The organism is Fodinicurvata sediminis DSM 21159 (assembly GCF_000420625.1).
In the GTDB taxonomy this organism is placed as follows: Bacteria; Pseudomonadota; Alphaproteobacteria; order Kiloniellales; family DSM-21159; genus Fodinicurvata; species Fodinicurvata sediminis.
This window is the reverse complement of record NZ_ATVH01000003.1, coordinates 1-23,756: the sequence shown is the minus strand read 5'-3', so window position 1 is coordinate 23,756 and position 23,756 is coordinate 1. Positions and strand designations below refer to the sequence as shown.

Here is a 23,756-nt window from a genome sequence, read left to right as displayed (position 1 = left end):
GTTCGAGCCCTGGCTTTTATTCCGCGCCTTGTGTCGGGTGCGACCATTTTCCTGTCAGGCCCGGCTTTCCACAAGGCTCCACATTCCTGCGGGCCTTGAGCCGGAACCCAACCATTGATGCCAGCGCATCAGCTCAGGCAGGGGCGGTCACTGTTGCGTGTCGCTTCCGCCATCCGGGTTTCCCGCTGTTGCGCGTCGGCTTCCCGGGTGGCTGTCTCGAGGTGGGCCGTAAGCTGCTGGAAACGCTGTCGGTCCATTCCCTGTGCGATAGCCGCATAGGCGGTGTCTTCGACACGCCAGCTAGCGAGGGCCTTGTCATTCTCCTGCCATTCAAGGGAAAGAGCCACCGGCTGGCTTTCAGGCGCCTTTGTCACGGTGAGGCTGAGTTGACAGCCGTTGCGTCCCAGATAACCGACGAAGAAAAATTCGCCTGACTCGTCACGCTGACTGGAAAATCGCGTGATGCGCATGCCTGCCGGAGCGAGAGAGGGAGCGTAGCCGATCGCACCTTCTATCGATACTTCCACAATCTCTTCGGAGGCCATGAGGATGTTCTGCACCGCGGATTGCTCGGATGCGCGAACCTTGCTGTCGCTGTTGATCCAGTCCTGGTGCTGCTCCTGGGCTGCCGTGATCCAGGTGTTCTCCCCGCCCTTGTCCTGCAGCCCAAACCAGACAGCACTGCTGGCGACGGCCAGTGCCAGCAGGCTGGCTGCCAGTGCACAGGGCCGTTTCCATCCGGTTGCTCGCCGGTGACCGGCAGGTGGGTGGGGAAGGGCCGGCGTATCGTCGTCTTCGAAATCCAGAGCCCGGTGGCTTGCAGCCTTCAATTCGCTGAGCGCGGCTATGGTCTTTGCAAGCTCCACGTTCTCCGCCGCTGACGCTGCGAGTCGTGCTGCCGTCTCGGGAGGGAGTTCTCCATCGACGTAGGCATTCAGCTGTTCCCATGTGTAATTCTGTTCAGACATGATGCGTTCACTTGCAGGATTGGGCCGAGGTAATTTGGGATAGCAGGGCCTTTCTGGCCCTGGAAAGTCGGCTCATGACGGTTCCTGTCGGAATTTCAAGAAGTTCCGCGACTTCTGCATAAGAGAAGCCAGCCAGATCAACGAGCGATATAATTTCACGATAGTTAATGGACAGTTTCTGCATGGCCTGCTGGATGGCAATGGTGTCGATCAGAGTTCGGTCAAAATCCCACTGCGCGTCTTCCTTTGGTTCTCTTGTCTCTTCGTCATACAGGACGGCGCCGGCTGTACGCCTCCTCCGTGTCCGGTCAATCCAGGCATTCCTAAGCACGCGGAACAGCCAGGCTCGACAGGCCTGCTCGTTCTCGGGCACCGACTTTGCCGCCAGGGCTCTGAGCGCACACTCCTGAAACAGATCGTCGGCTTCCTCACGATCCCCCGTCAGGCTGAAGGCATAGCCGAAAAGCCTTACGCGATAGCGTTCGAGCCGTTCCGCAACACTCAAGGGCACACTCCCCGCCCGATGGCAACACTTCCGGCGCAGATGTCCCAGACATTGCAGGACCCGGACCCGATCTTTCTACACATGTGGCCAGAAACGAGGAAGCCTGCGCTGCTTGGAAAGAGGTGCACTCACAAACCTGTCTTTCATCTTAAGTATGATGGAACGCAAGACGGGCCCGGATTATTCCAATGCGGACGCCAGGTCAGGACTCCTGTCGACGTCGTCCGCCCCGTATCTGCCTGGTATCACCGTCAGCTTCGCCCCAGCGATGCACAAGCGGGCTCTCCAGGCCGAAAACATCCAGGGCACGGCCAACGGACTGGTTGATGATATCGTCCAGGCTTTGCGGGTTGTGATAAAAGGCGGGTACTGGCGGAGCGATCACGGCCCCCATTTCGGAGAGCGCCAGCAGGTTGCGCAGGTGTCCGCTGTGAAGCGGGGTTTCACGCAGCATCAACACCAGTTTCCGGCGTTCCTTCAGAACCACGTCTGCCGAGCGTGTCAGAAGGTTGGAGGTCACGCCCGTTGCGATCTCCGACATGCTGCGGATGGAACAGGGGGCAATGATCATGCCCTCGGTCTGAAAGGAACCGCTTGAAACGGCAGCTCCGACATCGGGGAAGGCATAAACCTGATCGGCAAGGTCCTGAACATCCCTCAGCTTGAAGTCTGTTTCATAGCCAATGGTCATTTCGGCAGAGCGTGAAATGACCAGGTGACTCTCAACGGGAAGCTCCTTTAGCGCCTGCAGCAGGCGGATGCCGTAGATGGCGCCGCTTGCCCCGGTAATGCCCACGATGAGCCGAAAGGTTTTTGTCATGAATTCCCAATATTGCACTGAGCGACAGTTTGACCACATCATAGGGTGTAACGTAGTTGCCCGGAACGGGGAAATGCGCTTTTGAGCCCACCGTCATTTCATGGAAGGAGACTGGCCCATGTCGACGCTGTCACACATCGAGGCGTTACAGGATAAGCATGCTCAGCTTGAGAAGACCATCGAGCGGGAGCAGCTGAGACCTGATCCCGATGAAGTGCGCATCCATGAATTGAAACGCGAAAAACTCAAGATCAAGGACGAGATCAATGCTCTGAACGGGGCCGGTTCCATGAATGGTCGAGCAGCCGGCAATGGGGTTGCCCGTCACTGAGGTTGCCTTTTTGAACTAGGAGGCCTGTTGGTTTTGTCATGAACAAGCAGGCCTCCTCCAGGAACGTGACTGACCTGATCCTCAGAGAATGAGTGGCAAACAAGCATGTCATGTTCATTTCTAAGGCTGGTGTCGGCTGGTAACTTGCTGGCCATTACGCTTTTTCTTGCCTCAGTCCTTCCCCAGGCCGGATCGGCCATGGAGCCCGTGGACTGTTCCAGTGCCCAGCCTTACTGGTCGCAGACAGAGCCAAGTCTGAACCTCGTTCATATCTTCTGTGGAGAAATCAACAGCCGCGGCAAGCCGGTCGGCTACCACGCGCGGTTCCAGGGCAAGGACCCGGATACGGCACGCGTGAAACAAATCCTGGATCCAGCCAACACTGCCGGTGTTTATACCGCCAGGATCGAAGTACGGGACAATGGAAGCTGGAAAGAGAAGTTCTCCTCGTTCTTTCCGGACAGATTGGACCAAGGCGAAGTAGTGCGCCTGATCCTGTCTGCCTATGAGGGGAGTGGTGGTGGACAGCGCTGGGAAGGTGCCAGTGGCGCTGGCTTTCGCGTGCAAGGCTATGAGATTGAGGTCGAGGGCGAGACCCGCATCAATACCGCCTATCCACTCTATCAATGATAACGATAAGGACTCAGGAAGGGGCTTTGAATTCGTGAACTATTATCTGGACAGCGAGGGAGTGGCGCGAGCTTCACTTCCCATCGAGTTGAACCTGCTGAAGAATTTCCTTGAAGAGGACCTTCAGGGGGCAACCGGCCTCTGCCAGGAAATCCAGCAGCGATTGCAAGTCCTGAAGCAGCAGGGGGAGGGTGATTCCGAGATCACGGGGAATGCGCATTCCTTGCGCCTGACAGCCGAGCGTGTGCAGATCGAACCGCTTTTCAGCACATCGGCCCCCCTGGAACTGGAAACCGAACTTTTCCGCGAGGTGCTCGAATCCTGGGAGGCCTTGCTCCGCAGGCAGTAACGAGTCAATCCAGTCCAAGCTGGCGCAACAGGTGGTGCTTGGCCAGACGTTTGGGCTTCTGTGGCCGTTCCGGATCACCCAACTGCAATTCGACAAGCAGGTTCTCGTCTTCCGGTTCAGGCACGTCCAGATGGGCAAGTCGCCGACCACTGGACGCACGCAAACTTTCAATGGTTGCCAGCAGGCGGCCCTTGTCCCTGAAGGTGTCATCGAGCTCTTCAGGTGTAACGCCAAGATGCTCTGCCATGAGACGTGTGCGCAAATCCCTTATCCGTGCCGTGATGGCCCTGCTGTCCCGTCCAGCACGCGCATTCACCTGGGCATCGATGACCACGTCGCATTCCGTATCGAAACCCATGGAACGATTGTTGAGGTTGCTCGAGCCAATGCGAAGAAGGCGGTCATCGACAATCATGACCTTGGAGTGCACGTAGATCGCTTCGTTCGCCTGATTGCAGGGCGTGTAGATCGCGAAGTGTCCATGACGGTCGTGTTTTCGAAGATAATGCACGGCAAAGCGCCGGGCCGCATCCATCGAAGCCTCTTCCAGCATGTCCTCGCCCTTCTCGGGGTTGATGACCACCACATCCGGCCCGTCTGGTTCCTGCAGACGTTTTGCCAGGGCTTCGGTGACCCGGCGTGAGGCGAAATACTGGTTTTCAATATAAAGAAAATCCTGTGCGAAGCGGATGGCTTCCAGGTTTACGGCCTCGATTTCCCGGGCTTCGGTTTGGTCCTGATAGTCGGGGAGTGTTCGCGCAATCCCAATCTCGACATTGTTGAAATCGGCCTTCAGGAAACGGGGCCAGGGGTCGCTTTCAACCTGCGCTCTCGGCAGGTCCTCGCCGACGGCTTCGTGCCAACGCAGGCGTGCCAGTTCGGCCAGTGCCTCAGCCGCCTTGCCGTCGAGCACCATGGCGGCTTCATGTCGTGGGCCGAAGCGTTCCCGTCCTCGTCGGCGCCGCGGATCATCAGGTTTGTGCTCTGTCGTGTCCCAACGGTCTCCGACAAGATCTATGGAACCGCAGAAGGCAATGCAGTCATCTATGATAACCAGCTTCTGGTGATGACATGCGATGGTCGGGTGGTGACCATCGAGACGATAAACGATCTGTGGTGATCCTGCCCAACCCAGGCGGATGATCGTTTGCAGCTCGCGGCCCAGGTTCAAGAGCACCGAGCTGCTCCAGCGCAGGACACGAACGGTCAGCTCCGGTTTGCGCTGGACAAGATACTTCAGGAACCGCCCCAGCTGGGCAGGAGCCTGAGGGTCGCTATCACCGCTCTCGTGTGGATGAAGCAGGGTTGCCTTGCGTTCGAAATCCCATCCAATGAAGTAGACATGGCTGTTCGCCTGCAGCATGGCTTCGCGCAGCACGGCAAAATACTCGGCACCATCGACGATGACGGCGGCGCGATTGGCCGGCCGCGTTGTCCAGCAGCAGTCCTCAATCGTCATATTGCCTCGCTTCTATGGGAAGAACCGCAGGGGCCTTCCTTATGGATTCTCATGGTTTCAGGATAACCGAAGCAGGGCCGTCCTGTCGGGCATTTATTGCTGGGCTCGGTTTCTGCTAGCTTGTTTACCGAATATACCTTTTGCGAGAGACTTTTCGTGAGGGAACAGAAGAACAGGGCAGGAAAACGCCATGGAAAAATTCGAGGAAGTCTACAAGCGCTCGCTGAGTGATCCAGAAGCTTTCTGGGCCGAGGCGGCCGAGCAGCTGGTCTGGGACAGGAAGTGGGATCGTGTGCTGGATGACAGCCAGGCACCACTGTATCGATGGTTTTCCGGGGGACGCCTGAACACTTGCTTTAACGCTTTGGACCGTCATGTCGAGTCCGGACGCGGGTCACAGCAGGCCTTGATCTATGATTCTCCCGTAACCGGCACAGTGCGCAGTTACAGCTATGAGGAACTTCGCGACGAGGTGGCACGCCTGGCCGGGGTGCTCAAGGCACGTGGGGTTCAGGCCGGAGATCGCGTGATCATCTACATGCCCATGGTTCCCGAAGCTGTCATGGGCATGCTTGCGTGTGCCAGGCTTGGCGCCGTTCATTCCGTGGTCTTTGGCGGTTTTGCTTCCAGCGAACTGGCAAAGCGGATCGATGACAGCCAGCCGCGCATGGTGCTTTCTGCCTCATGCGGTATCGAGCCTGGGCGTGTCGTGCCCTATAAGCCCTTGCTGGACAAGGCCCTGGATCTCTCGAGCCATAAGCCGGATGGCTGCCTTGTCCTGCAGCGCCCGGAAAATCCCTGCGAGCTGATTCCGGGCCAGGACGAGGACTGGCACGAGGCGCTGGCAGGGGCGGCGCAGGCCGACTGTGTCCCCGTCGAGGCAACAGATCCCCTCTATGTGCTCTACACATCTGGGACGACGGGACAGCCCAAGGGCATCGTTCGCGACAATGGCGGTCATGCCGTGGCATTGAAGTGGTCGATGAAGCATGTCTACAACATTGACCCGGGTGAGGTTTACTGGACGGCTTCGGACATCGGCTGGGTTGTCGGGCACAGCTATATCGTCTATGCGCCGCTGCTTCATGGCGCCACCACGGTGCTGTATGAAGGAAAGCCCGTCGGAACGCCGGACGCTGGCGCATTCTGGCGTGTGATCGAGCAGCATGGTGTGGTGACCCTGTTCACCGCACCGACAGCATTCCGTGCCATACGGCAGCAGGACCCACAGGGCGAGAAGATTGCCGAGCATGACCTATCGCGTTTTCGTGCCCTGTTCCTGGCTGGCGAGCGCTGTGATCCAGATACCCTGGAATGGGCCCAGGACAAGCTGCAGGTCCCGGTCATCGACCACTGGTGGCAGACAGAGACCGGTTGGTCGATTGCGGCAAACTGTCTGGGAATAGAGCAGCTTCCGGTGAAGCCGGGTTCCCCCACGCGGCCGGCGCCTGGTTGGGACCTACGGATTCTGGACAACGAAGGAAATGAAGCGCCGCGGGGCACAATCGGGTCCATTGTCGGACGCCTGCCCATGCCCCCGGGAACCTTCCCGACGCTGTGGAACGCCCAGGAACGCTTCGTGAAGACCTACCTGTCGAGCTTTCCCGGTTACTACCAGACAGGCGATGCGGGTTACATGGATGAGGATGGCTATGTCTTCGTCATGGCGCGCACCGACGACATCATCAACGTTGCCGGTCATCGCCTGTCGACGGGAGGGATTGAAGAGGTCCTGGCGACGCATCCGGATGTGGCCGAGTGTGCCGTCATTGGTGTTCACGACGAGTTGAAGGGGCAGTTGCCTGTGGGGTTCCTGGTCCTGAATGCAGGTTGTGACCGTCCGTTCGAGGAGGTCGAAAAGGAAGCTGTGCAGCTTGTGCGTGACGGGATCGGTCCCGTGGCCGCCTTCAAGACGGCCCTTGTGGTCAAGCGGCTGCCCAAGACACGGTCGGGTAAGATCCTGCGGGCGACCATGCGGCAGATTGCCGATGGCAATAGTTACAACATGCCCGCCACTATCGATGACCCGGCAATCCTGGAGGAGATCTCGGAGGCCCTGCAGGAAGCAGGCTACGCCGGGCAACGCGCCTGAAGTCGGCGCAGGCTCTCGGGCAGCTCGCTGAAGGTCGAGATTACCTCATCTCGTAGAAGCCCTGCTGCCCGCTCGCCACCGTAGCCGTAGCGCGCCCAGATCGTTGCCAGGCCAGCCGCCTGGCCGGCCAGTAAATCGTTATGACCGTCACCGATCATAACGGCTTCCCGCGGATGGCTCTCCATGGCCTGAAGACAGTCTGTCAGGTGCCGGGGATCAGGTTTGCGGACCGGAAAGCTGTCGCCTCCTGCTATCTGTTCAAACAGATGGGCCAGGCCCAGGTTCTCCAGGATTGTCCGGCTTGGGGTTTCAGGCTTGTTGGTGCAAACCGCCATTCGCCACCCCTGGTTCGATAGGGATAGCAATGTCTCGTTCACGCTCTTGTAGAGTCTTGTATCGGCTATCAGGGTTTCGGCATAGAGCTGCAAAAACCGTGCAGTGGCGGAGTCCAGATCAGGAGGTGAGTTGGCGCAAGCCCATAAAAGGGCTCTTTCGACGAGCTTGCGGGCTCCATCTCCAATCATGGGGATTACCTCGGCGAGCGAGGGCGCAGGCAAGTCCAGTTCGGACAGGAACTGATTCAGCGCTTCGGCTAGACCCGGTGCACTGTCGACAAGTGTCCCGTCCAGGTCCAGCAGCAGGACCTTATAGGCATTCTGCTTCATGAATTGGAAATTCCTTCCAGATATACAATTATACAAGTGGGCTGACGGCATGAGCTGACAGTATCTGCGCGCATCACTGGATGTCGCCAGGGCGCGGAACGCAGAAGGATGATATGGCCGATAACTTCGATAACGACAAGCTGACGTCCACTCTGGATGTTTCTTCAGGCGGGGTATCCTTTCTGGACGGCACCTATCGCGAAGCTCTGTCCTTGACCCGGGAGATTCGCGATTACATAGCCTATCAATGGCGCCAGGACTGTGAAGCCCTCTCACCCATGGCCCGGTTGAGCGCCTCTTGTGAAAGTATGCGCCTGACCAGCCGGGCGACGCAGATCATGGCTTGGCTATTCGTCCAGAAGGCACTGCATGCTGGTGAAATCACCCTTGAAGAGGCGCGCGCTCCGGAGCGTCGATTGGCTGACCAAGGGGTTTGCACGGCTTTTCATGACGAAGGGAAGGTCGCCCTGCCTGAGCGCATGCTGGAACTCCTGCAGCGCAGTCATGACCTCTATCTGAGAATCCAGCGTCTGGACGCTCAGTTGGATCGATAAGGACCGCTTTCAAGGACTTCAGGCCTGCACGGCTCGTTCGGCAGTCATGCCGTATGCCAGCTTTTCAATACGACAACTCATGGCCTATTGTTCTGTCATCTCATCCTTGGCGTTCTTGGAGTTTTCCATCATGCCTTCCTCTGGTTCCAAACCAGCCAGTATTGTGTGGCTGTCCGTAATCTCAGCCTTTCTTGCAGCTTTGATCCTGTTCGATGCGATCTTTGTCATTGGTGCGGCGCTCGATTGGGCAGTGCTGGGCCTTTACGACGCATCACCTGTTTTCATTCTGTCAATCGGCGCAATTGTCGCTGCATTTTCCGGCTACATCGCTGTCCGATTTTTTCGAATGGCGTATCGTGCGGACCTGGAGTTGGACTGACAACCTTTCGGCCTTTGTTTCTGGCTTTCGAAAGGCAGTGCAGAAAATTTTACAACCACGATGGAACCTTTCGGGACTTTCCGCTGTCTAGTCAATAGTGGTGGTCATCACGACAAGTAGATCGTGGTGCGCCCTGGAGACTTTGGATAGCGGATAGGAGAATATCATGTCCCGTCTTTGGATCTTTGCCGCACTGTTTGCCGCCTTTGGCTTCCTGGCCGCCTGCGAGCCTGTCGATGAGGCAGATCAGCCGGCTGAAATGGATGATAGCGGCAGCAGCATGAACTGACGCACTGTTCAGTTCCCTATCGCAAGAGACGAGAAAGCGGCCGCCCCTATTGGGGCGGCCGCTTTCATTTTCTGTGAGATGAAAAAAAGCCGGTCCAAGAAGGACCGGCTTTTGCTCCAGTTTCCTGAAAACAGGGAGGAGGAGACTTGCGTTACTGGGACTCGACCATGGAATTCAGCTTGGATGCCAGTTCCGGATCGCTTTGAGCGGCCTGGGTGATCTCATTGTATTCCTGAACGGTCAGGCCACGGTCCTCAACGGCAGCAGCCATTTCTTCCTGAGCTTCCTGCCAGATTTTCTGAGCTTCGTCCTCGCTTTCAGCATTGGCGATCTCGGGCTCCTTTTCCTGCCCGATGGAGGAGACATCCTGCATGGCGAGAACGTAGTTCTGAAGCTCCTCGTCAGAATAGTCATCAACAGACCCACCCTGGGCTTCATTGTTCATGCTGTCGTCGCTGCTCTGAGCCAGGTTGAACGATGTCTGATCTGTCTGACTGGTGTCGGCCGCACCGGCAGCAGTTGCGCCGAAAATCATGGCACTGCCCATAACCAGAGCGGCAGTCGTGCTGCGAAGCGAAAAACGGGTCGACATGTGAGAACTCCTTGAAAATTCAGTATTGGTGCAAGAGCGATGTCTGCTCCTGTCATGTAAGACACAGCAAACAGCCTTAAAGTTCCCTGTCCACGGAAAAAAGTTTGGATCATCTGAAGGAATAGCTCAACTATCTGATAATAAGGTATGAATTATCCAAAGATGTACAAAATTTAATACGACAGGGAACAAATGCTGTCTCGTTTCTGTCTTTGATTACAGGGAAAGGCATACCGATATATGAGTCGCATTTTCTTTGAATGACACCTCTGGGACATCATTTGACCAAGGTAGGTGTTATGTGACCCGTATACTTGGGCAGGGAGCGCAGGGTGAGAGACGAATATGGTTGGCTGATATCGCGGGAGACCACAAGCTTGAGGCGCTATGCTCGGGCGCTTGTACGCGATCCCGTGCGCGCTGATGACCTGGTGCAGGATTGTCTCGAGCGTGCCATACGTAAGCGCAAGCAGCTACGTAGCCAGGGGAGCGTCAAGAGTTGGCTGTTTCGTATTCTCTATACAGTCTATCTGAACGGCAGGAAGACTCGTTATTCGGCGCCGCTCGATGACCCACTGGAGGAAACGAGTTGCGTCATGCAGGCGAACCAGCAACAACAGCTGGAGTGCAAGTCAATCCTGGAGGCCATTGATTGCCTTCCAGACGATCAACGCGAAGCCATATTCCTTGTCGCTCTGGAAGGTGTTTCCTATACAGAGGCTGCCTCGATCCTGGGGGTGGAAATCGGCACGTTGAAGTCGCGCCTTTCCCGTGGGCGCGAAACCTTGAGACAGATCCATGCCAGTGCGGAGGAATACGCGCCCTCTCAAGCGACCCTACGGAGGGTGAAATGACTGACAGAAAGATCTATGATCAGATTACCGAGTTGGACTTGATGGCCTATGTGGATGGCCAGTTGGATTCTGTCCGACGCAGCGAGGTCGAGGCTTACCTGCTGCAGAACCCCGAAGAAAATGCGCGTGTGCGGGAATATATTGCGCAGAATGATGCCATTCGCCGTGCATTCGACGGGGTGGCAGAAGAGCCTGTGCCTGCGCGGCTGACCGCAGCGACACATTGGTCCCGCAAACGTTCCGCGATGCCTGTTTTCCGGTGGGCTGCGGTTGCGGCTTCAATTGTTCTGGCCTCCGGTGGCGGCTGGTGGGTTGGCCAGTCCGGCTTTCCCATAAGCCCCATGGGAAGTGGGCAGGTAGCTCAGCAAGCGGGGACTACCGGGCAGGCTGCAACGGCGCAGCAGGGTGCTGCAACGCCCGCCTCCGGACAGCCGTCCACTTCATTGCTGGATCGCTTGCAGCAGCAGCCGATGATCGAAGAACAGGCCATTTCCGAGATGAACAGGGTTTCTGGCGGAAACAAGTTTGGCCTGAACTTCAATCCCCCGGACATTTCTCTTTTTGGCTACGAGTTGCAGAATGCCCGGCAGATAAAGACAGATGAGTCCCATGCGCTGCATCTTCTTTATGCCGACACGGAAGGAGAGACGCTGTCCGTCATGCTGTCGCCCCGGGCGCGTTCGGAAAAGCCCTCCATAAACGTCAGCCAGGAAAACGACTTCAATATTGTTGATTGGTCCGATGGACCTCTGGAAGTGAAGATCGTCAGCCGTCGTAATGAGGAACAATTGCGCAAGATGGCGGGGAAAGTCGGGGAAAGCATGAGTTATAGCCTGCAACTGCCACAGAACACGGGGCAGTTTGCTGGTCAGCCGATCGACGACAATCGCATTTCCGAGCGCACGCTGGCGCCTTTGCTGGAGAGTGACCAGATATCCACTTCCAGCGGACCGATGTGATGGCGGGCCTGTTTGGCGCTGGCTATTCCAGAAAAGAAAAGGGCGGCCTAGAGCCGCCCTTTCTCGTTCATTGCGAAAGCGTCAGTCATTCTTGATGCCGAAATCCCCGAAACGCTTCTTGAACTTGGCCATCTGTCCACCACGATCGAGCACGCGATGCACACCGGTCCAGGCCGGGTGGGTCTTTGGATCGATATCCAGACGCAGCGTGTCACCCGGATTTCCGTAGGTCGAGCGTGTGGTAACTTCCGACCCGTCGGTCATCACGACCGTGATTTCATGGTAATCGGGATGGATATCTTGTTTCATGATGCAATCTCCTCAGCGGCGTCGCTGTATAACCGAGCTGCCCGGCCTTTGCAACAGTTGCCGGGAGATCTGTAGCATGGTGCGAGGCTTGCCTGAGAGCGGCGTGCATGCGATGAACCCACAAGTGGCGGCCATGGCCGCTTTACAGTGAACTCCAGGACAAAATGGCCCGTTCCGAAACGCCAACCCCCGTGCAGTCAGCGCGCATGACACAGCGCCCCAAAAGCCGGAATTTCAACATTCTCGGCTATCTCTGGCGTTTTGTGCGCCCCTATCGCCTACAGGTTGCTGGTGCGATGATTGCCCTGACGGTTGCGGCGGCGACGCTGCTGACCTTTGGCTTCGGTATTCGCCAGCTGGTTGACCGGGGTTTCACGGCTGGCGATGCCGCCTTGCTGGATCAGGCCTTGCTCGTCCTGGCCATCGCCATTGTCATCCTGGCCGTTTCATCCTTCGCGCGCTATTTCCTTGTCTCATGGATCGGGGAGCGGGTGATTGCGGATATCCGCAAGGCCGTTTTCAATCATGTAGTCAGTCTGTCGCCGGCCTATTTCGAGACAACGCGGACCGGAGAGATCCTGTCGCGCCTGACAACGGACACCACGCTTTTGCAGACCGTGGTGGGGACCTCGGTTTCCATCGCCCTGCGCAATTTCCTGCTGCTTACGGGCGGGTTGGTGCTGCTGATGGTAACCTCGCCACGCTTGACCGGGCTTGTCCTGATCGTTGTGCCCTTCGTCGTCGTGCCGATCATCGTTTATGGACGCAGGGTCCGAAAGCTTTCCAGGGAAAGCCAGGACAGGGTTGCGGATGTCGGGGCCTATGTGGACGAAACCCTGCTGGGCATTCGTACGGTCCAGGCCTTCAATCACGAGGACCTGGACCGCGCGCGTTTCGCACAGCGCAGTGAACAGGCCTTTCAGACCGCCGTGCGCCGCATTCGGGCGCGGGCCTGGTTGACCGCGCTGGTGATACTTCTGGTTTTCGGAGCTGTGGCTGCCATCCTCTGGATCGGGGGCCAGGACGTTCTTGCAGGCCGCATGAGCGGTGGTGAATTGGCGGCCTTCGTCTTCTATGCCGTGGTGGTCGCGGGATCCGTAGGGGCGATAGGGGAGGTGATCGGCGATTTGCAACGTGCCGCCGGTGCAACGGAACGTCTTGTTGACCTGCTTGCCACACAGCCGGACATCAGCGCTCCTGAGAATCCCGAGGAATTGCCCGATCCGTCAGAGGGCAGCCTGGCCTTCGAGCATGTGAGCTTCCACTATCCGGCACGTCCTGACCTTGCTGCGCTCAATGATTTCACGCTGGCCTTCAATCGCGGTGAGCGTGTGGCGCTCGTAGGCCCCTCAGGCGCCGGCAAGACGACGGTTTTCCAGCTCTTGCTGCGCTTCTACGATCCCGAGGAGGGGCGCATCCTGATCGACGGCGTGGACCTTGGGAAGGCCGATCCGGAAGCCGTACGCCAGCGCATAGGCTTTGTTTCCCAGGATCCTGTCATCTTTTCCGAGAATGGCTGGGAGAACATTCGCTATGGTCGGCCAGATGCAAGCGATGAGGAGGTTCTCGAGGCTGCTCGGGCAGCGGCTTGCCTTGATTTCCTGCAGGCCCTGCCCGAGGGCCTGGACACCTTCCTTGGGGAGCGCGGGGTTCGGCTGTCGGGCGGCCAGCGTCAGCGCCTGGCGATTGCCAGGGCCATTCTGCGCAATCCGGCCATCCTGCTGCTCGACGAGGCTACATCAGCGCTGGACGCGGAGAGTGAGCGCATGGTTCAGGATGCCCTGGAACATGTCATGAAAGACCGTACGACACTGGTCATTGCCCATCGCCTGGCAACGGTCCAGAAGGCGGATCGGATTGTGGTCATGGACAAGGGACGCATTGTGGACAGTGGGCCCCACAGCAAGCTGATCCAGGATCGCGAGGGCCTCTATGCCCGTCTGGCTGCACTGCAGTTCAATCAGGCCGAGGACGCAGCGGAATAGAAGCAAGGGCTTTGCTTCGGGCCTATCCCGCCGGCAGAGGCTTAGCGCTGTGTCAGTTTGATCTCGATGCGTCGGTTGCGCTGATAGGCCTCGTCCGTATCCGCATCCTCGATCGGCTGGTTGTCGCCGAAGCCGGCAGCAGCCAGCCGATCAGGGGGGATGCCCTCGTTGATCAGGAGCTCGACGACGGAAATCGCACGCGCTGCTGAAAGCTCCCAGTTCGAAGGGAAACGTGCCGTCTGGATGGGACGCTTGTCCGTGTGCCCATCGATCCTCAGGACCCAGTCGATGTCATCGGGAATCTTTTCGGCAATATTGCGCAACTGAGTCGCGAGCTGACTAATCTGCTGGCGCCCTTGCGGCTGCAGGGTGGCCGAACCGCTTGGAAAGAGCACCTCGGCCTGGAAGACAAAGCGGTCACCAACGATCTCGATATCCGGATTGTCCCCCAGAACTTCGCGTAGCCTGCCGAAGAATTCCGAGCGATAGCGGGCTAGGTCCTGGACCTTGTTGGCGAGGGCGACGTTGAGGCGGCGCCCCAGATCGGCGATCTGGGCCTCCTGCTCCTCGTTGCGCGCCTCTGCAGCATCCAGGGCCTGGTTCAGCGAAGCAATCTGCCGGCGCAGGGACGAGAGTTGACGATTGAGCAGATCGACCTTGCGCCGTGCTTCTTCCGTCAGCTCCTGTTGCTCGACGGCGAAGTCCTGGGTATCAGTCAGCTGGCGGCGCAGGCTGGAACGTTCCTGCTCCAGCTCCTGACTTCTCTCTTCACTCTCCGCCAACTGGCTTTGAAGGTTTGCACGTTCCTGCGCCAGTTCCTCGCTTCGCTCGTCGCTCTCGGCCAATCGGCTTCTCAGGTTTGCGCGTTCTTCGCGCAGCCGTTCGCTCTCTTCCTCGCTGGCCGCCAGCTGTGCCCGCAGTTGTTCGCCTTCTTCCTCCCTGTCTGCCAGTTCCTCCTCGTTGGCAGCCAGCAGACGCTGTTGCTCGGCAATGCGATTTTCCAGATCAACCATCTGCTGCTCCAGCTCATCCCGCAGGCTACGCAGGGTGGCCAGTTCCGACAGCTGGGTTTCGATCAACTCCTTGTTGGCATCGATCTCGGCGTAGGCATTTTCCAATTCCTGGCGCAGTTCGTCGCTTATGCCCTGCGCGTCCGCAAGCTCCTCATCCAGATCTTCCCTGGCCTGCCGGCTTTCCTGAAGCTGGCTGCGCAGTTGCTCACTCTCTTCCTGGGATTCGGACAGACGGCCGCTGAGTTCTTCCCGCTGTTCCTGGGATTCAGACAGGCGATTGCTCAGTTGATCGCTTTCGTTCTGGGATTCCGTCAGGCGACTGCGCAGGGCGTCACGGGTCTCACGTGTGGCTTCCAATTCCTGCGACAGGCTATCACGTTCTTCCTGCAAAGCCGCCAGTTGGCTGGCCAGGGTGTTGCGGGCCTCTTCGCTTTCCTCCAACTGGTCGCTGAGAGTCTGCCGCTGGGCCAGGGAAGACTGGAGCTCCGACGAAAGTTGAGAGAGACTTTCCCTCAGTTCCTGATTGTTCTGCTGTTCCATGGCCAGCTGGTCGGCCAGCTGGGAGATTTCACGATCCAGTTCTGATAGCTGTTCGTCCTTCGTCGTCAGGGCAGCAGAGAGGAAGTACTGGCTGACCGCGAAGACCATCAACACGAACATCACCACGAGCAACAGCGTGGCCAGGGCGTCGACGAACCCTGGCCAGATGTTGACCGCGTGTGTCCGGGAACTGCGGTTCAGATTGTACATGGACCGTACTCAGCTCTCAGGACTGTGATTCCTCTGCCAAGGCGGCAATGGTGCGGGCCAGCAAACGGATTTCGCTGCGAATCTGCTCCACGGACTGTTCGCGCCCATGAGACATTTCCTCGGAAATGCGGCTCAGGTAGAGGTTCATGTTGCGAATATGATCCTTTGTCGCATCGTCCATCCCGCCGCTGGCGAAATTGCCCTCGTTCAGCTGGTTGAGCAGGGAGCGTATGGCACTGTGCGTATCGGCCAGTCGCTTCATGACTTCCTGTTCGGTGCGCATCTGGTCGGTCAGCTGTGTCAGTCGTTCCGTCAGTATCCCGAGATTCCGATTGGCGTATTGCCGGTCCTCCTCGCCGCGTTCAATGGTCCGCTGGAGGTTCTGGAGACTGTCCGCTGTATGTTCCAGCAAGGCCTGAAGATAGGCTGGGACCGAGGCTTCGCCTTCACCAATCTGGCCACCGCCACCGGACAGCCGGGTCATTCCTGAAAGCCATTCCTCCAGCTCGTTCATGAAGCGGTTGTGGGCCTGTCCGGACTGGAGTTCCAGAAAGCCGAGAACCAGGGATCCGGCCAAACCGAAAAGGGAGGAGGAAAAGGCCGTACCCATGCCCGACAAGGGGCTTTGCAGCCCGGACTTCAGTTCTTCGAACATGCTGCCGGCATCTCCGGTTCCACCGGAAAGGCTACCAATGGTCTCGCTGACAGCGCCAACCGTTTCGACCAATCCCCAGAATGTGCCCAGAAGTCCCAGGAAGATCAGCAATCCGATCAGATAGCGCGAGATGTCATGACTTTCGTCGATGCGCATCCGAATGCCGTCCTGCAGGGTGCGCATCGACATGGCCGAAAGTGTCAGATGCCCCTTGCGTTCGCGCATCATCTGAGCCATCGGGCTCAGGAGATGCGGGGCCGAGATGTTCTGGACTGCACCGGGATAGATCAGGCCACCACTGCTCTCGCTCTTCAATTGCTCCAGAAAGGCAATTTCCCGGCGCAACTGGAAAACCTGGCGAAAGCTATAGGCGATACCGAACAGCAGCACACCCAGGATCATACCATTGAGTGCTGCGTTGGCCATGAAGGCTTCCCGCACCTGGGACGACAGTACCGCCACAACAGCAGCCACCAGGGCCAGAAAGATCCCCATGCGTATGAGATAGGTTCGAGGTCGGGTCATGGCGTTGGCGTGATTGCTCCCTGGCTATTGGGTGAAGCTAGCGGGCAAGTAAGCAACAAATATGACGTCCTTGCTCTGATATGTTCCGAAAAGACGGGCGGCAAGAGCCTTCACTGTTCAGGACTCTTCCGAATCTTCAGGAACGATATCCACGCGGTTTACAGGACCACTGCCGGGGGCATTGTGGCCCAGTGCCCGGACATCGATCCGGGTGGACCTGATGCCGTGGTCCAGCAAGTAGGCACGCACGGCCAGTGCGCGGGACAGAGAGAGCCGTCGCGCCTGACTGGCGTCCTCATTGGATCCTTCCGCATAGGCCAAGAGCTGGACACGCATGGAACTGCGTTCCGAGAGTTGGGCTGCCAACTGACGCAGCTGGCTGCGCGCATTCTCGCTCAGGTCAGCCGATTCCGACGTGAATTCGATCGTCTTTTCGCTGACTTCACCTGTGTCCGCAGCATCGGGCAGGGAAGCCTGCTGTGTTTCATCGGCTTGACTGCCATCCGAACGGACGTCGCTATCCTGCTGAGGTTCCTGTTGTTCTGTATCGGCTTGAGAGTTGGAGGTGGCCTGCGTTTCTGATGGAGACTCGTCCGTAGAATCCTGATTGCTGGGGGATGGCTCGTCCTGTGAAGAAGCTATCTGGGATTCTGAGCCATTCTCGTCAGTATCCATGTCAGTGGATGGAACGTCTTGCTGGCTGCCCTGTTGCGCCGGGCTGGCCTCCGATTCGGCCTCACCCTCATCCGCGGCTGTGTCGTTTTGCTGGCTCTGAGGGGCCGCCATATTCTCTGGTTGTTCCGGTGTGTCAGTCTGGTCCTCAGCAGTGGTGTCTGGCGTGTCCTCAGCCAATTGCGTGGAAACGTCCTGATCCCCGGCGTCGTCGTCTGTCGTTTCCGGCACCGGCGTGGTGCGCTCGTCCTCACGCAGTTCCGAAGCGCTATCGAGGGGCTCCGTGGCCTCCGTTTCATCTGGAGGGAGGACGGACCGCGGCTTGCCGCGTGCTGGCTTGGCAGGTGCCTCTTGTCGCGTCGCTTCCTGCATTGGTGAGCGGGATGAAGAGGCTGTGGTTGTGGACGGCGAAGTGGAGCGATGGTCTTCAGTTGTGGGCGTCTTCGAAGCTGTCGTGGGCGAGGCTGCAGTGGTTGGCCTGTCGTCGCCAATCAATAACGTGGAACGCGGCATTTCCTGTGGCGGAAAGGCCAGTCCCCCATCGCCTGTCGCAGTCTGGCCAGTTCCCATGCTGCGGTTGGGCAAGCGGGCGTAGGGCGAGCCGGGCAGCGGTGTGCCCCACGGCGTTGTCTGCTGTTGAGTGTCAAAGGAGCGTTCCTGCCTATGGCCCGGACTGTCCAGTGATTCGATCACATCCCGATTGACCGTAATCGCCGAGTTGCTGGAATTGCCTTGTGCAACCACGGCCTGGGGCGCACCAGCCAGGAGCAACAGTGCTGTTGCGCCCAACAAGCCGCTTTTCGATAAAGCCATAGCGCGACGACCGGCAAACTGCCGGGTAAAGGACACGTTCTTGGAGCGTCTCACTCTTTCAGTTTCCCGCTGCCGTTTTCCCCCGAGGGCGTACCCTGCTCAGCCAGCGAACCTTAAGACTGATCCGATTGACTCACAACCGTTTTTGCCTTGTTTCGGCCTGTTAATGGTCACAGGCCCGAGGCTTCAGCTCTGATTGCTTTTGCGCAGCATGCTGTCCAGGTCTCGATGGAGGTTCTCATTGGCAGAGACCAGGTTGGGGCTGTTCGATGTCAGCTTCCGGCCCCCGATTTCACTGATGTAGCCTCCGGCTTCCCGGACGAGAAGGGCACCTGCAGAGTAATCCCATGCTTGCAGGCCCCATTCCCAGAATCCGTCAAAACGTCCGGCCGCCACATAGGCAAGGTCCAGGGACGCCGTGCCCCAGCGCCGCACTCCGGCGCTTACGGCCATGACAGCACGCACTTCATTCAGAAAGCGCTCGTGTCCTTCCAGACCCTTGAAGGGAATGCCTGTGGCGAAAATCGATTCGTCCATGCGCCGCCGGGAAGAAACACGCAGGCGCCGGTCGTTGAGGAAAGCGCCATTGCCCTTCTCGGCCGTGAACATTTCGTCCTTTATGGGATCGTAGACAACGGCTGCCACGATCTCACCACGCTCTTCCAGTGCGATGGATATGGCGAAGTGGGGCAGGCCGTGCAGGAAGTTCGTCGTTCCGTCCAGCGGGTCAACGATCCAACGGCGCTCCAGGTTGTCGTCACCATCGCTGGCCCCGGATTCCTCCATCAGGAAACCGAAGTTGGGACGCGCATGCGAGAGTTCCTCGTGCAGGATCTTCTCGGCCTTCATGTCAGCATTGGAAACGAAGTCCGCAGGACCCTTGCGGGAGACCTGCAGGTTCTCGACCTCACCAAAGTCGCGTTTGAGGTGCCGCGCCGCCTTGCCGGCAGCCTTGGTCATGACGGTGATTACCGGAGACTTCAATGACATGCTTGATCCACCTGTTTGTCTTTTCGTGCGGCGCAGTCTGGACGAAGGCTGCGTCTCAGTCGCGGCCATAGGCTATAAAGTAGGGATTCTCGAAGCCCGGCTTGCCATAGGTCAGGGGGACGCCATCGCGCGTTTCCACCCGGCCGCCGGCCGCCAGCAGCACTGCCTGGCCAGCAGCTGTATCCCATTCCATGGTACGCCCGAAGCGAGGATAGAGGTCCGCCTCACCCTGAGCGACAAGGCAGAATTTCAGAGACGAGCCTGCACTAACACGTTCGGCTACCTGGTAACCGGCCAGAAAACCTTCCAGATCGTCGCCTCCGCCGTGACGGCGACTGGCGACCACTGTCAGTCCTTCAGCAGGCTTCTGGCGTGTCTTTATGGCCGTGAAGGGCTCTTCGTCTCGCGCAAAGAAAGCCTGATTGCCGGCCCCCACCCAACTCTTGCCCAAGGCCGGGGCGTGAACCACGCCCAGGACCGGAGTTCCCTGCTCGATCAAGGCTATATTGACGGTGAATTCACCATTGCCCGATATGAACTCCTTGGTGCCGTCCAGCGGATCGACCAGCCAGAAAGCCTGGCGGTCCAGCAGATCTGGCAGCTTGCCGGCTTCCGCCGCTTCTTCTGAGATAACGGGCAGATCCGGTGTCATCCGGGACAAGGCATCCAGGATGAAGACTTCACAGGCTTCGTCGGCCTTGGTGACCGGAGATGCATCCGCCTTCTCACGCAACTCCATTTCCTCCCCCTTGCCGTAATAGCGCAGGGTTACCTTGCCCGCCTCCTCGGCCAGGACTCTCAGCTCGTCGATCATCTGCTGGTGGTCCAGGGAGTGAGCAGCGTTTTCCATTATGGCATTTTCCGTTGGCAAGGGTCAGGCGGTGGTCGAGGCGCCCTGCAGAGCTCGCCAAACCTGTTCCGATGTGGCGGGCATATCGATACGCTTCACACCGGCCGGTATCAGAGCGTCCAGCAGGGCATTCATGATGGCGGGCGGTGCGCCGATTGCACCAGCTTCGCCTGCTCCCTTAACACCCATGGGATTGGTCTTGCACGGCATGTCTTCGACCAGCGTCAATTTGACTTCCGGCATGTCATCAGCTCTTGGCATGGCATAGTCCATGAACGAAGCGGTGATCAACTGTCCTTCCTCGTCATAGACCGTATGTTCCAGCAAGGCCTGCCCCAATCCCTGAGCCACGCCGCCATGGACCTGGCCGGCCGCCAGCATTGGATTGACCACCGTGCCGAAATCGTCGACTACGACATAGTCGACGATCCTGAGGCAGCCGGTATCGGGGTCCACCTCGATTTCGCAGACATGGCAGCCATTGGGGAAGGTGAGGGCTTCGGCCTTGTAGCCGTCGGTTTCCTCGATAGGGGATACACCGTTGCCTGCACCTTCATGAGTGCGCCTGGCAATTTCGGACAGCTCAATGCTGCGGTCGGTTCCGGCAATCCGGAAGAGGCCGTCATCGAATTCGATATCCTCGGCTGAAGCTTCCAGCATATCGCCGGCAACCTGCCGTGCCTTCTCAATGACCCTGTCGGCCGCGCGCTGGGCCGACACGCCCCCCATGAGGAGCGAACGGGATCCGCCCGTGCCACCCCCCTTGTGGACCGTCTCCGAATCTCCCTGGACCATTCGGATCTTCTCGAGCGGCAGGCCGAACTTGTCATGAAGCAACTGGGCATAGGCTGTGTGGTGGCCCTGCCCATTGGTCATGGTGCCGATCACCAGCGTGACCCCGCCGTCAGGATCCAGGGAGATACGGGCCTCTTCCTCGCCCATGCCGCCACAGGCTTCGACGTAGGAGGCCAGACCAATACCGCGCAACATACCGCGGCTGCGGGACTCCGCGCGCCGTGATTCGAAGCCTTCCCAATCGATCTGCCTGCAGGCTTCTTTCAGCAGTCGTGGATAGTCACCGGAATCATAAACGCGATTGAGACCCGTATCATAGGGTAGGTCTTCTGGCCGGATGAAATTGCGTATGCGGATCTCGCCGCGATCCAGGCCCACCACGCGGGCTGCTTCGTCCACCAGGCGTTCCATGACGTAGGAGGCCTCGGGACGGCCGGCACCGCGGTAGGCATCCACTGGCACGGTGTTGGTCAGCACACACTTGACCTCGGCATGGATGGCCGGGATGCGGTACAGCCCGGAGTACATCTGGGTGCTGGCTCCGGTGGGGATATAGGGGGCGAAGTTGGAGAGGTAGGCACCCAGGTTCGCCAGTGTCGAGACGCGAATGCCCAGGAAGTGCCCATCCTTGTCCAGTGCCATTTCCGCTGTGGTCAGGTGATCACGGCCTTGGGTGTCCGACTGGAAGGATTCATTTCGCCCGCCGGTCCAGCGAACGGGCCGTCCCAATTCCCTTGCAGCGAACAGGCAAGCCACCTGTTCGGGATAGGCAAAGATCTTCATGCCGAAGCCGCCACCCACATCCGGTGTGATGACCCGCAGCTTATCGGCCGGGATGTTGAAGATGTTCTGGCAGAGCTGATCCTTCAGGCGGTAGATGCCTTGGCTCCCGGCATGTAGCGTGAATTTGTCCTCCTGCGGATCGTAGTCGGCGATCAAAGCGCGTGGCTCCATGGAGTTCACGACTATGCGATTGTTCACCAGTTCGATGCGCGCCACATGATCCGCCTTGGCAAAGGCGGCATCGACATCCGACTCGTTGCCCTGTGCCCAGTCGAGGCAAAGGTTGCTGGGCAGGGATTCCTGCACAACGGGGGCGTCCGGCTCCAGAGCGGCTTTCAAGTCGGCAACGGCCGGCAGCGGGTCGTAGTCGACCTCGACCAGTTCGGCCGCTTCCTGGGCCTGCTCGAAGGTTTCCGCCACAACGAGGGCCACGGTATCCCCCACATGATGAACCCGCTCGCGTGCCAATGCAGGGTAGGGGGGTGTCAGCACCTTCTGCCCGTCACGTCCTGTCATGAGAGCCAGGCAGGGAATGTCGCCCACGCCGGCTTTGGTCAGGTCCTCTGCCGTATAAACCCCCAGAACGCCAGGTTGATTGGTGGCCTCCTGGATATCGATTGTGTTGATTGCAGCATGGGCAAAGGGGCTGCGCACGAAAAAGGCGTGGCATTGCCGCGGGACCACAATGTCGTCCGTGTAGCGTCCTTCGCCTGTCAGGAAGCGCTGGTCTTCGAGGCGGCGCACACCTTGTCCGATACCGAACTGGCCCATGGGCTTGCTCCAGTCACTTGTGTGAACACATCGAGGTGGGAAACGATGCTGCAGTCTTTCTACTATAATGGGCCGCAGGCTGTGAAAAAAGGTCCACTGTCATTCATGTCTGTCAGGTGTACCGGGTGCGCATAGAAAAAGGCCCCGGCCAATGTGACCGGGGCCTGAAGATACGGAAAGCGGCAGCTTCCGTTTCTTTTTACTGACTGCGCTCAGGCAGCCTTGTCGCGGATCAGCTCCTTGAGGTCGTGTTGGGCACGAGCCCCCAGGTGCGTAACGCTCTCTGCCGCTACCAGAGCACCGAGGCGGCCGCATTCCTCAAGGCTCTTGTCCTGGGACAGGCCGTAGAGGAAACCGGCGGCGTAGAGGTCGCCGGCGCCCGTCGTATCCACAGCCTTGCCAAAGCTTTCGGCTGCGACACGTACACGGTTGTTGCCGCTGACGATCAGCGAGCCCTTCGCGCTCTGAGTCAGGGCCGCCAGTGAGCAACAGGCAGCCACGTCCTCTGCAGCCTCCTCGAGGGATTCGGAGCCGAAGAGGGCGTTGATCTCGTTTTCGTTGGCGAAGAGGACGTCGATCCAGAAATTGCGGACCAGTCGGCTGAGCAATTCCTTGTGCCGCTCCACGCAGCCTGCATCGGACAGGGTCAGCACGATCTGGGTGCTATAAAGCTTGGCCAGAGTGATGACCTTCAGGCAGGCGTCGCGCGCAGAGGGGCTGTCGAAAAGATAGCCTTCCAGGAAGACGTAACGGCTCCTAGCGATGGCATCCTCGTCAATGTCGGCCGGATTCAGCGAGGTGGCGATACCCAGGCAGGTGGCCATGGTGCGTTCCGCATCGGGGGTCACCATGACCATGCAGTGTCCTGTCGGAGGCCCGTCCGCTGCGGGCGCGGCCTCGAACTTCACACCAGTGGACCGCAGGTCGTGGGTAAAGACGTGACCGAGTTCGTCGTCACGGACCTTTCCCACAAATTCCACGGAACCGCCCAGGGAGGAGAAGGCGGCCGCGGAGTTCGCGGCCGACCCCCCTGAATTCGACACCGTCTGATCCAGGTCGTCATACAGCTTCTCGGCGGTTGCCGCGTCGATCAGCGTCATGCCACCCTTTTCAAGGCTGTGGGAAGAGATGAAAGCCTCATCCTGCCGGGCAATGACGTCGACGATGGCGTTGCCAACTGCCAGGAGATCCTGGGTTTTACGAGTCATGATATTCTTCCTCGTTTGTCAGACTGAATGTCTCGGAATCGATCCGCAGCTTAGTAGCGGTACGATTCGTTCTTGAACGGCCCGTTTTCGGGAACACCGATGTATTCGGCCTGTTCCTTGGAGAGCTCGGAGAGGTGGGCGCCGATCTTGTCGAGATGCAGCTTGGCGACCTTCTCGTCCAGGTGCTTGGG

Annotated in this window: 25 protein-coding genes; 10 read left to right on the top strand and 15 right to left on the bottom strand. The window is 58.7% G+C overall.

The annotated features are described in order from the left end of the window. Positions 1–128: 128 nt before the first annotated feature. The 3 genes from G502_RS0100700 to G502_RS17985 all read right to left on the bottom strand — a co-directional run bounded on the left by G502_RS0100700 (position 129) and on the right by G502_RS17985 (position 2,293). Positions 129–968, bottom strand: coding sequence for a hypothetical protein (locus G502_RS0100700; RefSeq protein WP_022726743.1), 840 nt, complete (start codon positions 966–968; stop codon positions 129–131). A 7-nt stretch (positions 969–975) separates the two neighbouring features. Beyond that, positions 976–1,473 carry an RNA polymerase sigma factor gene (locus tag G502_RS0100695; RefSeq protein ID WP_022726742.1) on the bottom strand — a complete coding sequence of 166 codons (498 nt, stop codon included), beginning with the start codon at positions 1,471–1,473 and terminating at the stop codon, positions 976–978. A gap of 202 nt (positions 1,474–1,675) precedes the next feature. Then, positions 1,676–2,293, bottom strand: a complete 618-nt coding sequence (locus G502_RS17985; RefSeq protein ID WP_022726741.1) for a UbiX family flavin prenyltransferase — start codon at positions 2,291–2,293, stop codon at positions 1,676–1,678. A 118-nt stretch (positions 2,294–2,411) separates the two neighbouring features. Between G502_RS17985 and G502_RS17980 the strand changes: the two genes are divergently transcribed. The 3 genes from G502_RS17980 to G502_RS0100675 all read left to right on the top strand — a co-directional run bounded on the left by G502_RS17980 (position 2,412) and on the right by G502_RS0100675 (position 3,603). Then, complete coding sequence (locus G502_RS17980; protein WP_022726740.1) at positions 2,412–2,624, top strand: YdcH family protein; 213 nt, start codon at positions 2,412–2,414, stop codon at positions 2,622–2,624. 105 nt (positions 2,625–2,729) lie between these two features. Beyond that, positions 2,730–3,254 carry an EndoU domain-containing protein gene (locus tag G502_RS0100680; RefSeq protein WP_081649618.1) on the top strand — a complete coding sequence of 175 codons (525 nt, stop codon included), beginning with the start codon at positions 2,730–2,732 and terminating at the stop codon, positions 3,252–3,254. Positions 3,255–3,288: 34 nt separating this feature from the next. Beyond that, a complete protein-coding gene (locus G502_RS0100675; RefSeq protein ID WP_022726738.1) occupies positions 3,289–3,603 on the top strand; it encodes a hypothetical protein in 315 nt (104 codons plus the stop codon). A gap of 4 nt (positions 3,604–3,607) precedes the next feature. On the opposite strand, the gene G502_RS0100670 is transcribed toward G502_RS0100675, so the two are convergent. After that, positions 3,608–5,062, bottom strand: a complete 1,455-nt coding sequence (locus tag G502_RS0100670; RefSeq protein WP_022726737.1) for a phospholipase D-like domain-containing protein — start codon at positions 5,060–5,062, stop codon at positions 3,608–3,610. 190 nt (positions 5,063–5,252) lie between these two features. Between G502_RS0100670 and G502_RS0100665 the strand changes: the two genes are divergently transcribed. Next, a complete protein-coding gene (locus G502_RS0100665; protein WP_022726736.1) occupies positions 5,253–7,154 on the top strand; it encodes a propionyl-CoA synthetase in 1,902 nt (633 codons plus the stop codon). Here the strand turns inward: G502_RS0100665 and gph are convergent. After that, positions 7,133–7,819, bottom strand: a complete 687-nt coding sequence (gph, locus tag G502_RS0100660) for a phosphoglycolate phosphatase (RefSeq protein ID WP_022726735.1) — start codon at positions 7,817–7,819, stop codon at positions 7,133–7,135. The genes G502_RS0100665 and gph overlap by 22 nt on opposite strands. 113 nt (positions 7,820–7,932) lie before the next feature. Between gph and G502_RS0100655 the strand changes: the two genes are divergently transcribed. From G502_RS0100655 to G502_RS22755, 3 genes are all read left to right on the top strand, one after another. After that, a complete protein-coding gene (locus G502_RS0100655) occupies positions 7,933–8,373 on the top strand; it encodes a DUF1465 family protein (RefSeq protein ID WP_162140924.1) in 441 nt (146 codons plus the stop codon). Positions 8,374–8,503: 130 nt separating this feature from the next. Continuing rightward, positions 8,504–8,752 (top strand): hypothetical protein, encoded by a 249-nt coding sequence (locus tag G502_RS0100650; protein WP_155957755.1) that lies wholly within the window; start codon positions 8,504–8,506, stop codon positions 8,750–8,752. 166 nt (positions 8,753–8,918) lie between these two features. After that, entirely contained in the window at positions 8,919–9,041 is a 123-nt protein-coding gene (locus G502_RS22755; RefSeq protein ID WP_022726732.1) for a hypothetical protein, read from the top strand. Positions 9,042–9,192: 151 nt separating this feature from the next. Here G502_RS22755 and G502_RS0100640 read toward each other — a convergent pair whose 3' ends face one another. Then, positions 9,193–9,633, bottom strand: a complete 441-nt coding sequence (locus tag G502_RS0100640) for a DUF4168 domain-containing protein (RefSeq protein WP_022726731.1) — start codon at positions 9,631–9,633, stop codon at positions 9,193–9,195. Positions 9,634–9,965: 332 nt separating this feature from the next. On the opposite strand from G502_RS0100640, the gene G502_RS0100635 reads away from it, so the two are divergent. After that, the gene (locus G502_RS0100635; RefSeq protein WP_022726730.1) at positions 9,966–10,487 is read left to right on the top strand and encodes a sigma-70 family RNA polymerase sigma factor; all 522 of its coding nucleotides are present in this window, start codon (positions 9,966–9,968) and stop codon (positions 10,485–10,487) included. Next, complete coding sequence (locus tag G502_RS21190; RefSeq protein WP_022726729.1) at positions 10,484–11,446, top strand: anti-sigma factor family protein; 963 nt, start codon at positions 10,484–10,486, stop codon at positions 11,444–11,446. The genes G502_RS0100635 and G502_RS21190 overlap by 4 nt, the downstream gene beginning before the upstream one ends. A gap of 81 nt (positions 11,447–11,527) precedes the next feature. On the opposite strand, the gene rpmE is transcribed toward G502_RS21190, so the two are convergent. Continuing rightward, positions 11,528–11,755, bottom strand: a complete 228-nt coding sequence (gene rpmE, locus G502_RS0100625; RefSeq protein WP_022726728.1) for a 50S ribosomal protein L31 — start codon at positions 11,753–11,755, stop codon at positions 11,528–11,530. 206 nt (positions 11,756–11,961) lie between these two features. Between rpmE and G502_RS0100620 the strand changes: the two genes are divergently transcribed. Then, positions 11,962–13,740: an ABC transporter transmembrane domain-containing protein gene (locus G502_RS0100620; RefSeq protein ID WP_245560684.1), complete on the top strand. Its 1,779-nt coding sequence runs from the start codon at positions 11,962–11,964 to the stop codon at positions 13,738–13,740. Between the two features lie 41 nt (positions 13,741–13,781). Here G502_RS0100620 and G502_RS22585 read toward each other — a convergent pair whose 3' ends face one another. From G502_RS22585 to G502_RS21765, 8 genes are all read right to left on the bottom strand, one after another. Further along, complete coding sequence (locus G502_RS22585; RefSeq protein ID WP_022726726.1) at positions 13,782–15,503, bottom strand: peptidoglycan -binding protein; 1,722 nt, start codon at positions 15,501–15,503, stop codon at positions 13,782–13,784. 16 nt (positions 15,504–15,519) lie between these two features. After that, complete coding sequence (locus G502_RS0100610) at positions 15,520–16,683, bottom strand: AAA family ATPase (RefSeq protein ID WP_022726725.1); 1,164 nt, start codon at positions 16,681–16,683, stop codon at positions 15,520–15,522. A gap of 117 nt (positions 16,684–16,800) precedes the next feature. Next, entirely contained in the window at positions 16,801–18,222 is a 1,422-nt protein-coding gene (locus G502_RS0100605) for an OmpA family protein (protein WP_155957754.1), read from the bottom strand. 132 nt (positions 18,223–18,354) lie between these two features. Then, positions 18,355–19,158 carry an inositol monophosphatase family protein gene (locus G502_RS0100600; protein ID WP_022726723.1) on the bottom strand — a complete coding sequence of 268 codons (804 nt, stop codon included), beginning with the start codon at positions 19,156–19,158 and terminating at the stop codon, positions 18,355–18,357. Between the two features lie 55 nt (positions 19,159–19,213). Further along, on the bottom strand, positions 19,214–20,008 hold the full coding sequence (cysQ, locus tag G502_RS0100595) for a 3'(2'),5'-bisphosphate nucleotidase CysQ (RefSeq protein WP_022726722.1): 795 nt from the start codon (positions 20,006–20,008) through the stop codon (positions 19,214–19,216). Positions 20,009–20,032: 24 nt separating this feature from the next. Further along, positions 20,033–22,357 (bottom strand): xanthine dehydrogenase family protein molybdopterin-binding subunit, encoded by a 2,325-nt coding sequence (locus G502_RS0100590; protein ID WP_022726721.1) that lies wholly within the window; start codon positions 22,355–22,357, stop codon positions 20,033–20,035. A gap of 212 nt (positions 22,358–22,569) precedes the next feature. After that, positions 22,570–23,565: an adenosine kinase gene (locus G502_RS0100585; RefSeq protein WP_022726720.1), complete on the bottom strand. Its 996-nt coding sequence runs from the start codon at positions 23,563–23,565 to the stop codon at positions 22,570–22,572. A gap of 50 nt (positions 23,566–23,615) precedes the next feature. Further along, positions 23,616–23,747, bottom strand: a complete 132-nt coding sequence (locus G502_RS21765) for an adenosylhomocysteinase (protein WP_437123805.1) — start codon at positions 23,745–23,747, stop codon at positions 23,616–23,618. Between the last annotated feature and the right edge of the window lie 9 nt (positions 23,748–23,756).